A 12,085-nucleotide genomic window follows, 5' to 3' on the forward strand; every position below is an offset into this window, starting at 1 on the left:
TTATTCCCCCCTGGATGCGATCAAAGAGAAAAGATAGGCACCCAGCGCGATGGACAAGGTCACCCTTTGGGTCCACTGCCACCTCAATTCGTTCCCGAGTTCGGCATGGCCGCGTATCCCGTCGGCATCGCGCTCGGCGGCGCTCATCTGCGAAGAAGCGTAAAGCGAGAAAGCCAGTCCTCCCGCTTGCAAGATCGCCAGGGTCAGTCCTTGCTTCCGCCTCCCCCGGTAGAGCCAGCCGCCGCCCAACGGGATCGCCCCCATGGCCAATCCGATCCCGGGCGGACCGTTCTTGCCGGCGCTCGATGGGAAAGGGGCCGGAGGCGCGGAACCCGCCGATGGGCCGGAACCGGGATAAGACGGTATCGGAACCAGCTTATCCGAAGGTACGATTAAGCTCACCGGTAGGGCGGTCCCGGTTCCCCTTCCGGCGCTGGCGACGCGTGGCGGCGAGTCGCGGCCCGATGCCGAATCGTTGTCTTTGGAGGGAGAGGCGGAGCGCCCCTGTTGCGCCTGGGCGAAGGAGGCGAGGATGGCGCTGTCTTCGTTGCGGGGGAATTGGAACAAGCTGTCCAATTCGAGCAAGGCGCGGAAATCCGCATTGGCCTCTTCGCTCTTGCCGAGGCGCGCGGATGCCATCCCGGAATATTGGAACAAGGCCAGGGAGTCCCGATGCCTTAGCGCGATCGTTCGGCAAGTTTCGAGCACCGCCAAGGCCGAGTCATAGCGTCCTTGATGATACAAGGCGGCGGCCCGCTTAAGTGACGGCTCGGAACGGGCCGTCGCCACCGCGAGCGCCGAGGCGAGCAGCAGGAGGAATCGCATCAGCGCCGCCTGCGCGAAACGGAGAATCCGCCATCGGTGTCCAAGCTCAAAACATACAACGTATCTTCCGATACGAAGAGGCTGCTGGTAATGGCTCGACCCGAACCCGGCGGTTTAAGGGTGATGTTGACCAGACCCGGCGCCACCGCCCAGCCGCCTTTCGGCCCAGGGGAGACCCATTCCGCGCTGTCGTCCACGGAGACGCGCGTTCCTGCGGGTCCGGAGATGGCCACCGCGGGAGGGCGGGGTCGCCGCGGGGCGGCGTTTACCGCTCGGGCGGATGCGCGCATCCCCGCGGCGTTGATGTCCGCGTGAAGGGCGGGAGGGACGCCGATCTTTTCCGCGGGTTCGCTGGGCGAGGCAGGGACGGCGGCAGGCCGCGCGTCGCTGCCCGATACCGGTCCGGAAGGCTGAGGGGGAAGGTTCGGCCGTTGCGGCCCCGCGAGAGCCGCCGCCTTCGCCAGGTCGGAAGGGGCACCCGCGTTCCCGCGGCCGGCCCGGGCCCAAGCCAACACGGCGAAGGTAACCGCCAGGCTACCGATGGCGATCCATGCTAGGCGTTTGGCAGGCCGGGAAGCCGGGCCCGCCTGTCGATCGCCGGCCGGGGCGGGTTCAGCGCCGACTGCCATGGTGGCGGCCCCGGACTTCTGGCGCAACGGGGGAAGCGCCAGGAGTTCCCGCAGCATGGGGCTCTCCGGTTGCCGCCGCAAGGCGCGCTCCAAAAGGCCCACCGCTTCCCGATGCCGCCCTTCCGCGCGCATGCGCATGTAAAGATCGCGGAATGCTTCGCCTTCCGGCAACGGGGTCTCGGACGGCGCCCCCGGATGGGCCCCATCCAGGCCGAGCTCGTGGCGCAGGGTCGCTTCCGGATCGGCTTCGCCGCAAACGTCGCGATAGGCCGCCTTCAATGCCGCCGAAACTTCCGACGATCCGGCCCCGTTCAGCGCCGCCCGAACGATTCCGGCCACCGGCGCGGGCAGGCGCCGCAGGCGATCTTCCGGAGGGCGGGAGCGGGCCGTTTCGATCTCGCGGATGGCTTGGGTAACACGAGTGTTACCGGGTCCGGGATCGAAGAGCGGTTCGCCCAGCGCGGCATAGTAAAGGAGGGAACCGAAGGAGAATAGATCGGAAAGGCGCGTCCCCGGCATGCCCGCCACGTGTTCGGGGGAAAGGAATGCGGGCGTCCCGACGATGCGGCCTTCGGATGACCGCAATCGTTTGCCGGCCATCCCGAAATCGGAGAGCTTGACCGTTCCTTGGCGGCCGATCAACACGTTCGCCGGCGAAAGATCAAGATGCAACACGTCGTGGCCGTGGGCATGCATCAAGGCGTCGAAGGTTTGCAGGCCCACGGCCAGCGCGGCGGCCGGGGACATCGCTCCGCGCGCCTCGATCCATTCGGCCAGGTTCCAGCCCTCCACGTACTCCATGCAGATGAAGGCGGTATCCTCATGGACGCCGAAGTCGTAGATGCGGACCACCTTGGGGTGATCGAGCCGCGCCATCAAGGTGGCTTCGGAAAGGAATTCGTCCGGGGAAAGGATGTTGCCGGGCTGGGAGAAAGAGGGGATTTTCAGGGCCACGATGCGATTGATAGGCTGTTGCAAAGCCTTGAAGATGCGGGAGGTCCCGCCGTCGCCGATCAAGCGCACGAGGTAGAACTTGCCAAGCGATTGACCGGCCTGAATCGTTTCTGATCTTTCCGACGGGTCCATGGATGTCTTCGTGGTTCGTTATTGATCGAAATATTCGGAAAATCGTCGAAAATTGGCCGAATCTAATATAGCGGGCCCCCGGGGTTTCTACAACCCAATCCTCCCAAAGCCCAGGTCGATATGCTGGATCCGTTCTCCGCGGGGAAACACCAAGCTGCCTTGCACCATGCGGCTTGGTACTTAAGGCCCCGGCGGAAGGGCCGGATTTCAGGGATGGGCCGAAAACAGGGGCGCGGACTGCTGATCCGCGTTGTAGCTGGAACGCACCATCGGCCCGGAGACGCAAATACGGATGCCGTTTTCCAGGGCATGGACGCGCAGCGTCTCGAACTCCGCCGGGGGTACATAGCGCTCAACGGGGAGATGGTCGCGGGTGGGTTGGAGGTACTGCCCCATGGTGAGGATGTCGACCTTGAGCGAGGCGACATAGGCGATCATCTCCTTCAGCTCCTCCCCGCTTTCTCCCAAACCCAGCATCAGGCTGGTTTTGGTGCGGAAACCGCGCCGCTTGGCATGGGCCAGGACGACGCTGCTGTCCCGGACATTGCCGCGGCCCCGTACTGCCTTCTGCAGCCGCGGTACGGTTTCGAAATTGTGGTTGAGGATGTCCGGGGACGCGTCGAGGATGCGATCGATCAAGCCGACGTCGGCTTGCATGTCGGGGATGAGGACCTCGATGCGGCACTCGGGAGCGGCGGCGCGCGCCGCGCGAATGGTCTCCGCCCAGACGTCCGCGCCTTGATCGGGAAGATCATCGCGCGACACGGAGGTGATGACGGCATACTTGAGTTTCATGAGCCGTACCGACTCGGCTACGCGCGCAGGCTCTTCACGGTCATATTCCCCGGGCCGTCCTTTGGGGACATCGCAAAAGCGGCAACCGCGCGTACAGGTATTCCCGAGGATCATGAAGGTGGCGGTGCCCTTCGACCAGCACTCCCCCAAGTTGGGGCAACTCGCGCTTTGGCACACGGTATTCAGGCCATGCTCTTCCACGGTCGCGCGCACCTTGGAGTAGGCTTCGCCACCGGGGATACGGGCTTTGAGCCAAGCTGGTTTGCCCGGAAGCGCTCGGCGTACGGGAAGGACAGGTGCGGCGGAAGGGTCGGGAGCCATAATCCAAAGATACCCATTATTGTATGTTTATTGGCCATCCCAGGCGAAAGGCGGGGTTTTTGAATCGGTTATTCGGCGTGCGAACGGGTCTCCTACTTGCTTTGGCGACCGCGCATCCGGCGCTCCCTGCGGACTCCGGGAAGTATTCCCTTTCCGGAGGGACCTTGATGGGATATACCGACGGGATGAACGGCGCCGCCTGGCCGAACGTCTTCAAAGATCCGCTGGGCAACAACAACCGGGCCGGTTTTTACATCAGCCAAGCCCGCTTGAACGGCAACGTCGCCCTGGATAGCACGTTTTCCGTGACGGCGGTTTGGAACGCCATGGCCATGGATCTCCAGGAAGTCTATCTCACAAAAAGATGGAACGATTATATCCTCAGAGCGGGTAAGTTCCGGGGCGCGGGCCTTAAATCGGTGACCGATGAAGACGAGTTCGGGCGGAATCTCGTCAATGCCCCGCGCTACGCGCGTTTGTGGTCCTATTGGGCGCGCACCTTCGCCGGCCGCGATTTCGGCGTTGAGATCGAGCGCGACTTCCGCGCCGGCGGGATCCGCAACCGCCTCTTCATCCGCAATGCGAACGGTGAAAACGTGATCAATGACGAGCCTAGCTTCCTGGGCGGCCGGGTGACCCAGGTCTTAGGAATCGATTATGCCCTGGACTGGCGGATTTCCCCCTTCACCGTTTGGGGAGGCCATATCGGGATGCTCGCGGATCGGAGCTGGGACCAGTTCGTCGGGAGCCACGAGGGGTGGAAAGCGCAGTATTGGTTCAAGTCGAACGCCGTGGCGGACGGGTCGCTCAACCACTCCCTGGACATGGGCCGGGTCCACCTTTTCAACGAGGCCTTGCTCATGTATTTGCGCGACGTGCCGCATCCATCGGACTCCGCGGCCACGCAGTTATGGGGGGGTTCTTCCTTGATCCGCTTCGACCATTCGGATCGCTGGTCTTCCGTATTCCGGTACGAGTTCACCGATCCCAGCGACGGTACCTACCCGCAAGACGGATTGCATATGTTCACCTTGGGGGCCATCTACCACCCCCGACCTTCGGAACATCCCGGCATGAAAGTCACGGCGGAGTACGTTCGCTCCTACGGGGAACAACTCCAGCACTTCGTGTCCGACGACGTGGTCAACTGCCAGTTCCAGATGACGTTCTAACCGGGCGCTTGGGAGCGCGTCCCGAGCGGGGGCGTTTCCAAGCCCTATAGGTGCGCGCGTCCAGTCTCCCGGTAACGCGGCCTTGGTATCGCCCTTCTTTCTTCAGCTTCCCCTGCAACGCCATCACGTCTTCCCCTTCCGATCCGTAGGTAAGCGCGGTTCGGCCCGGTCCCAGCATCAGCTTTAGTGCTTCATCCGCCGGCGCGAGCAGGATGGGGAAGGCTGTTTGCGGGACGGCATAAAGAAGCTTGTGAAAGGTCTGCCAGGGACCGCGATTGGACGGCGCATCCGACCGTCTCGGGCACAGCGGCAATCCGGCCACAACCATGCAACCCGCGCTGCTGAATCCCGGCCCGAGGCCGTCCAGGTTCCAACCGCAGTGGAGGTTATCATAGGGGTTACCGTAGTACAGGGGTGACGTAGCCGAATAGGGCAGGCCCCGGGGGCTGCGCCGGTACAGCCGCGAGGCGGTCTGGCGCAGCGCCTGATGGCCGTTCAGCTTGCCTTGCAGATGCTCGCCCTTGGTCAAGTCCACGTAGTAGCCCGGCTCCAATTGGTTGGTACCCCGCCCCCGCATGTTCCCTTTGCGGGCCGCCGCCTTGCGAACGTTATCCTTGTGGGGCACGGTCGATCCCGGGGCCGCGAATATCCTCCCGCCCGCCCGATCCCAGATCCCCAAGGTACAGCGCATATGCACATAGTCGACCCGGGCCCTATGAACGCGAAGGGAGCGGACCCAGCCAGAGGCGGGAGTTTCGGGAAGGGCCCCGCGCAGAGCGAACAGGACCAGCCCGGAAGTTGGCATGGGGAGACGATAGGCCCGGAACAAGCGCTCCAGGGCCGCGGAATCGAGACGGAACGGCTCGGAATCGGAACGGTCGGGCATGGGACCCAAGGTAATTAATTGGGCCTGGCCGGCCCGGTCTCAACATGCGACAGGCGTTCCAGCCCTTGTCGCATTTCCGAATGCCTTCTCCCGGACGGACGCTTCGGAAGCCTTGGCGATGGGCCGATCCGCGCCTCTGGGCTGGTCCGTCCCATACTTGGAAGCATGGCACGCAGGTTGCTTTTCCAATGGTCATCCATGGGCCAAGGCCCGGAAAGGTTTCAAGGAGGACATCGCCATGAACAACTCTCTCGTTTACAACCCCGCCAAATGGCTCGACCAATTTTTCAACGACTTCGATTCGAACGGGTCGGCTAAGCAAGGTTTCGCTCCCGCCGTGGACGTCGTAGAGGACAAGGAAGAGTTCCTGCTGCGGGCCGAGTTGCCGGGCGTTCCCAAGGAGAACATCAAGGTCGAAGTGAAGGAGAACCGTTTGACCGTAAGCGGAAACAAGGAAAGCTTCCATAAGGATACCAAGGGCGAATACCGCTACGTGGAATCCAGCTATGGCGCCTTCTCCCGCACCTTCGAGCTTCCGCGCAACGTCCAAGGCGGCGAAATCAAAGCCGAGTACGCGCACGGAGTCCTGACCCTCAGGATCCCGAAGGCGAAGGAAGCCCTGTCCCGCACCATCGAGATCCGGTAATCGCACCCTCCGTTGGGAGGAATGGAGGGCGGGCCCAAGGGCCCGCCCTTTTTACAGCGGAGTTTTAGAGGTAGCCGCGGTCCTTGAGCAGAACCAAGATCCTATCCACCGCCTGCTCCACCGTCTCGCGATCGGTATGCACGGTGAACTCGGGGTGTTCGGGGGGCTCGTAGGGAGAGGAGATGCCGGTGAATTGCGCGATCTCCCCTTTGCGGGCCTTCACGTACAATCCTTTCGGATCACGCTTCTCGCATTCGGCGATGGGCGCGTCCACGAAAACCTCGATGAAGTCCGGGCCGATAAGGTTGCGCGCCGATTCCCGTTCGTAGCGGAACGGGGAAATGAAGGAGACCAAGGTCAAGACATTGGCGTCCCATAGCAATTGGGCCACGTGGGACACGCGCCGGTTGTTCTCTTTCCGATCCGCCTCGCTGAATCCGAGATCGGAGTTCAGTCCCAGCCTCACGTTGTCCCCGTCGAGAAGGTACGAGAGGCGACCCATCGCGTTGAGGCGCGCCTCCAAGGCGTTCGCGATGGTGGACTTTCCGCTTCCGGAAAGGCCCGTAAACCAAAGCACCGCGCTCCGGTTCCCGCTGATGCGGATGCGCGCGGCGCGATCCACGGTCACGCGGTGGCGCACGACGTTTTCGTTAGGCTTACCGTCCATGCTCAGAATCTAATTACCGGATCGCGCCCGCGGAGCGCAAGCGCGCCAAGGCCGCGTCGACCAGCCCGGCCAAAGCCCCGGCTTCGGCATCCGCGGCGGCTTCCAAGGCGAGCGCGGCATGCGGCTTGACCTGGGCTTCCAAGGATCCGATGCCGTCGGTATCCAAGCCCCGGACCGCGGCCACGACGATCAAGCCGGCGTCGAGCAGCAAAGCGGCGGCCTCCCCCAGTTTGGCGGAAGGGGATTGCGCGTCCCAGCTCGCTTCGGCGGTGAGCGGCGATCCGCCCGCACGCGCGGCGGCATCCGTATCCCCCGGGACGGGGGCCCCATGGGCATCTTCCGTCTTTCCGGGTTCGGCCAGCCCCAGATAGAAGGCATGACGGCCGAGGGCGGCGAGTTTCGCCTCGATGGCCTTGGCAGGACCGTGCGGGTCGCGACCGGGCCCCCCCACGACCACCAACAAGGCCGGTTTCTGGCCCAGCAGTTGGGCCCGGGAATCGGCGGGCAAAGAAGACCGGACCAAGGCGGTCACCGCGGGTCCCTGCACCTGGACCTCATCGGGTAGGGCCTCGCGGATGATGCCTCCGCCCGCGATTTCGTACTGATCCACGATCACGAAACGGCCGGTGGCCTCCAGGCGGGCGATGGGATCGAAGGCAAGCGGCTTGGAAAGTTCGATGACGCAATCGGCCACGTCATGGCGTTCGACGGCGGACTTCGTTTCCGCTCCGGCGGTTTCCGAAGCGTCGATGAGGTAATTGATCCGTTCCAGCCGGCAGGGGATCTTGGCGGTACCGAGCTTAAGGAAATAGGTCTTGCCGGCCGCGAAAGGTTTTTTCCCCATCCAGAACAGGTTGATGCGCAAGCGGCGCGCGACTTCGGCCGGGGCCTCCGAGGCGATCACCGCGAGTTCGCCGCGTCCGATGTAGATCTGCTGCGCGAGGGTGAGCCCGGTCGAATAGCCGACGCCGATCTCGTTCCGCTTGGCGGCGTGAAAGGCCTCGATGGAGGCGACGCGGCTCTTCTTGCCGGAAGGCAGGAAAACGACTTCGTCCCCGACCTTGACCGACCCCGATTCCACCCGGCCCGTCACGATGCGGCGATCGTCGCCCAGGGAAGTGAACTTATACACGTCCTGGACGGGCATGCGGAAGGGCTGGTTGGCCTTGGGAGGTTCCTTCTCGAAGGCGTCCATGGCGGCCAGCACGTTCGGGCCCTTGTACCAGGCCATCTTATCCGAAGCCTTCGTGAGGTTCTCGCCGTTGAAGGCCGAGATGGGGATGAAGAATTTCGGCGTGGCCCCGATGCGGGCCAAGAAGGCGATGAACTCGTCGCGGATGTCCTCGAAGGCCTCCCGCGAATAGCCCACGAGATCCATCTTGTTAACCACCACCGCGATCTGCTTGATGCCCAGCATGGAAAGGAGGTAGCCGTGGCGCTTGCTGTTCTCCCGGATGCCTTCCTTGGCATCGATGACCAGTACCGCCGCTTCGGCGCGGGCCGCCCCGGTCACCATGTTCTTCAGGAATTCGATGTGCCCCGGAGCATCGATGATGATGTAGTCGCGCTTCCCGGACTTGAAGAAGGTGCGCGCGGTATCGATGGTGATGCCCTGGGCTTGTTCGTCCTTGAGGGCGTCCAGCAGGAAAGCGTATTCGAACGGGCGCGAATTGCGTTCGCAGAATGCGCGCACCGACTCCAATTTTCCGTCGGGCAGCGATCCCGTATCGGCCAGGAGCCGGCCCACCACGGTGCTCTTGCCATGGTCCACATGGCCCACGATGACGATGTTCATGCGGATGCGGCCCTCGACCTTGCCGGCCGTGTCGGCGGAATAGGTGGGGATGGCGATGCGGGTCTGTTCCATTTTCGGTTCCTGTGCGGTCATCGTTGCTTACATGTATCCGTCGCGGCGGAGCGTCTCCAGCCCGCCGCCGTCTTCCTTATCCTGGGCCCGGCCGGAGCGTTCCGCGATGTTCACGAACTTCCCGGTCTTGAGCTCGGCCACGATCTCGGAGACGTTCTTCGCGGTCGATTCCACCGGGGTGGTGCAAGGGTAGCATCCCAGCGACCGGTAGCGCTTGCCGTTGCCCTGATCGAAGTAGAGATCGATGATCGGGATGTTCTCGCGTTCGATGTATTCCCAGATGTTGAGCTCGGTCCAATCCAGCAAGGGATGGATGCGCAGATGGGTGCCGGGCGCGAAATCGGTCTTGAACTGGTTCCACAATTCGGGCGGCTGATCGCCCACGTCCCATTCGTTGTTCTTATCGCGGGGCGAGAAATAGCGTTCCTTCGAACGCGAGCCTTCTTCATCCGCCCGGGCGCCGACGATCACGCCCGTATAGGGCTCCTTGTTCTTGTCCAGTTCATACTTCCCGGTCTGGAGGTTGAGCCGGTAGCGAGGCCATTCGCCCGAAAGCGTATTCCGCAGCGCGTCGGTCTTCAGGGCCTTGCAGCATTGCAGGCGCGTGATTTTCCCGTTGGGGAAGGTTTCGCCCCTGGCCAGGGCTTCCTTATTTTGGCCATAAACCATGGTCAAATTCCAATCCATGGCCAGCTTGTCGCGGTAGGTGATCATGGCCGGGATCTTGTACGAGGTATCGATATGCACCAGGGTGATCGGTACATGGCCGAAGAAGGCCTTGCGCGCCAACCAGAGCAAGACGGTGCTGTCCTTGCCGATGGACCAGAGCATGGCAAGGCTCTTGAAATTGGCGTAGGCCTCGCGCAGGATGTACACGCTTTGGTTTTCGAGTTGGTCCAAATGATCTTGCTGCATGGGTATTTCCGCTCCGGCCGGCTAATCTAACATATTATTTCAATGGGGATAAGATTGGGCCCACACCTCATTCTAAAGCCATTAATTTCGATTATTAAAGGGGATTTATATCCTATATTGTCTATATGATTAAAAGAAATCGAATATACCATACTTGTTTTATAGGTTTTCTTCCAAGGTGATGTTTTTTCAGGAATATATTCTTCCAGCTAAGCGTCCTATAGAAAGGGATGTGGTTCGTTAGAATCCTCCGCCGGGAGAAAAGCAAATGAGACCCAGACTTGATCGATTCATCCCCGTCGTGGTGGCCGCGCTCGGTATGGGGGTGCTGTTAACCGGGTGCGATTCGAGCCCGAACGGGAGCGATGGCGGCACCCAGGACGGGACATATATGACGGCCCTGATCGATGGAAAGCCTTGGTACGCGGAGATGGGCGCCAGTTTTTCCGTCAGGCCTCCCGGAGATACCGGATCAGACGAGTCATTGCCGCCTGGGATAATTGGCGTTGACCTGAACAACAACTCATTCAGCTTTGCTATTCCGACCGACCAACCCGATAGCGTGCCCTTGGATAGCATTCCAGGGAAACATATCGGTGAATTCACGAAGGATGGGTATTTCTTTTTCACGCGTTCGGGTTATGTCAAATTCACCCGGGTATCGGGCACCCAGGTGGAAGGGATTTTCGCTTGCGAAATGGTGGCGATACCCGAATACGAGGATTCGCTTAAGGTGATCCAGGTGACGAACGGGAAATTCCTGGCCAAGGCAGTGGTCGTACCGAGCGCGAAAATCCCAAGCCCTTAAGGAATTCCTCTTGCCGGGCCGACGTCCCGGAAACCGGCGCCTAAAGCGGCATCCGGGAAAGCCCGTATTGCCGTGGGAGACCCATTAACCCATATTTATCCGATAAAGGGGTCCCCATGGCCATCTCCGGCTCCGCCGTTATCCTATCCACCTTGCTGCTCGAGAAGAACCGATCCAATGGCAAGGGACCCAGTTTGCTGGTGAGCGATTGGGTGGAAGACGCCGGCGAGGCGGGATTCACTGGCCTCGAAATCTGGATCAACCATCTCCTGTTTTCCTCGCGCTCGGAGTGGGAGCTCATTCGCGAGCACGCCGGGGATGCGGACCTGCCTATCGCCGCCCTGGCCGCGACCCTTCCCTGGGACGGATCGGACAAGAGCCAACGTTTCCGCGAAACCATCCTCGAAGCATGCGATTACTTCCGGCCGGACGCCCTGAAGCTGGGAATATCGGACCTGGGTTCCGAGGAGGCCCTGGGGTTCCTCAAGGATTGGTCCCGGGACGTACCCCGGGATAGCCTCCTGCTGGTGGATGGAGGGGAAGGCGTCCTCGCGGGCGCATTGGCGCAAGCCAAGACGGCATTGGGGGACGGCCGTTTCAAGGGCGTGCTACGTCCTTTCCTGTTCGCGCCCAAAGAACTGGAAGCCGCATTCGAAAAGGCCGGCGATTTCATAGCCAATCTGGGAGTCCAAGCCCGCAAGGGCGGCCAGCGCATCTTGCTGGAAGAGAACGCCGACGAAAATCTGAAAATCCTCTCCCTGCTGCGCAGCCGGAATTTCACGGGGACTTGGACGTTGGAGTCGACGAAGGGCGCGGGGCTTCCCGGCGAGAGCATCGAGAAAATGTTCGACAACGCCGAGAAGGATCTCAATTTCCTTGTCGAGGCCCAGGCGAAAAAAGCCAAGTCCCGTTGAGCGGGGCCGCGATCCGGCGCCGCGTTCGGACGATCAGGTGCTGCGGCCGGAGATGGCGCCCATGTACTTGTCGAATCCCACCCATTTGATCAAGAACGAGTAGTAGATCTGGTTTTCCGCCAGCTTGGCGCCCTCCATATCCACGTCCACGTTGTTCACTTCCCCGGGTAGGGATTGATCCTGGGGCTCGTAGACGACGGGTCGGATCTGGGCGAGGTCGATCCCTTTGCCGGCGGGCAAATGCCCGGGCTGATCTTGGGCGGCGGCGAGCTTTGCCTTGAGCGCCTTCTGCAATTGCTCCTCGAAATCCACTTCCTTGCGCTTGTAGCCGGGCGTTTGGACGTTGGCCAGGTTTTCGGAGATGGCTTTGGCCCGCAGGGTGCTCGCGTCGAGCGCCTTATAGGCCATTTGGCGGGTGTCCCCGCCGAAGAGGAAGTTGCGAATGTCCACGGGGCGCTAAGGAAAGCAAGGCCCGTTCCAAACGAAGCATGGGCCGTAACCGGCGCGTTTCGGCCCTGTCAATGGACTCATCGACGAAGGCGGCAAAAAAGGGC

The 12,085-nt window shown here is 61.8% G+C and carries 12 protein-coding genes; 4 read left to right on the forward strand and 8 right to left on the reverse strand.

Features of this window, described 5'->3' with window-relative positions; all coding sequences use genetic code 11:
* The 3 genes from JF616_05970 to lipA all read right to left on the reverse strand — a co-directional run bounded on the left by JF616_05970 (window position 1) and on the right by lipA (window position 3,656).
* Window positions 1–825, reverse strand: coding sequence for a hypothetical protein (locus JF616_05970; GenBank protein MBW8887292.1), 825 nt, complete (start codon window positions 823–825; stop codon window positions 1–3).
* Window positions 825–2,540, reverse strand: coding sequence for a protein kinase (locus tag JF616_05975; GenBank protein MBW8887293.1), 1,716 nt, complete (start codon window positions 2,538–2,540; stop codon window positions 825–827). The genes JF616_05970 and JF616_05975 overlap by 1 nt, the downstream gene beginning before the upstream one ends.
* A gap of 207 nt (window positions 2,541–2,747) precedes the next feature.
* Window positions 2,748–3,656, reverse strand: a complete 909-nt coding sequence (lipA, locus tag JF616_05980; protein MBW8887294.1) for a lipoyl synthase — start codon at window positions 3,654–3,656, stop codon at window positions 2,748–2,750.
* 164 nt (window positions 3,657–3,820) lie between these two features.
* On the opposite strand from lipA, the gene JF616_05985 reads away from it, so the two are divergent.
* Window positions 3,821–4,828 (forward strand): hypothetical protein, encoded by a 1,008-nt coding sequence (locus JF616_05985; protein MBW8887295.1) that lies wholly within the window; start codon window positions 3,821–3,823, stop codon window positions 4,826–4,828.
* On the opposite strand, the gene JF616_05990 is transcribed toward JF616_05985, so the two are convergent.
* Window positions 4,800–5,714: a hypothetical protein gene (locus JF616_05990; protein MBW8887296.1), complete on the reverse strand. Its 915-nt coding sequence runs from the start codon at window positions 5,712–5,714 to the stop codon at window positions 4,800–4,802. The genes JF616_05985 and JF616_05990 overlap by 29 nt on opposite strands.
* Before the next feature lie 238 nt (window positions 5,715–5,952).
* Here JF616_05990 and JF616_05995 point away from each other — a divergent pair, with 238 nt between their 5' ends.
* Entirely contained in the window at window positions 5,953–6,360 is a 408-nt protein-coding gene (locus JF616_05995; GenBank protein MBW8887297.1) for an Hsp20/alpha crystallin family protein, read from the forward strand.
* A 64-nt stretch (window positions 6,361–6,424) separates the two neighbouring features.
* On the opposite strand, the gene cysC is transcribed toward JF616_05995, so the two are convergent.
* The 3 genes from cysC to JF616_06010 are packed head-to-tail and all read right to left on the reverse strand — an operon-like array spanning window position 6,425 to window position 9,809.
* Window positions 6,425–7,027 (reverse strand): adenylyl-sulfate kinase, encoded by a 603-nt coding sequence (gene cysC / locus JF616_06000; protein ID MBW8887298.1) that lies wholly within the window; start codon window positions 7,025–7,027, stop codon window positions 6,425–6,427.
* 13 nt (window positions 7,028–7,040) lie between these two features.
* On the reverse strand, window positions 7,041–8,894 hold the full coding sequence (locus JF616_06005; protein MBW8887299.1) for a 50S ribosome-binding GTPase: 1,854 nt from the start codon (window positions 8,892–8,894) through the stop codon (window positions 7,041–7,043).
* Window positions 8,895–8,921: 27 nt separating this feature from the next.
* Window positions 8,922–9,809, reverse strand: a complete 888-nt coding sequence (locus JF616_06010; GenBank protein ID MBW8887300.1) for a sulfate adenylyltransferase subunit 2 — start codon at window positions 9,807–9,809, stop codon at window positions 8,922–8,924.
* A gap of 268 nt (window positions 9,810–10,077) precedes the next feature.
* Here JF616_06010 and JF616_06015 point away from each other — a divergent pair, with 268 nt between their 5' ends.
* Together JF616_06015 and JF616_06020 are read left to right on the forward strand one after the other, a co-directional pair.
* Entirely contained in the window at window positions 10,078–10,617 is a 540-nt protein-coding gene (locus JF616_06015) for a hypothetical protein (GenBank protein MBW8887301.1), read from the forward strand.
* A gap of 116 nt (window positions 10,618–10,733) precedes the next feature.
* Window positions 10,734–11,531 (forward strand): hypothetical protein, encoded by a 798-nt coding sequence (locus JF616_06020; protein MBW8887302.1) that lies wholly within the window; start codon window positions 10,734–10,736, stop codon window positions 11,529–11,531.
* 33 nt (window positions 11,532–11,564) lie between these two features.
* Here JF616_06020 and flgB read toward each other — a convergent pair whose 3' ends face one another.
* Entirely contained in the window at window positions 11,565–11,981 is a 417-nt protein-coding gene (gene flgB / locus JF616_06025; protein ID MBW8887303.1) for a flagellar basal body rod protein FlgB, read from the reverse strand.
* Window positions 11,982–12,085 lie beyond the last annotated feature (104 nt).

It is taken from the genome of Fibrobacterota bacterium, assembly GCA_019509785.1.
Lineage (GTDB): Bacteria > Fibrobacterota > Fibrobacteria > UBA11236 > UBA11236 > Chersky-265.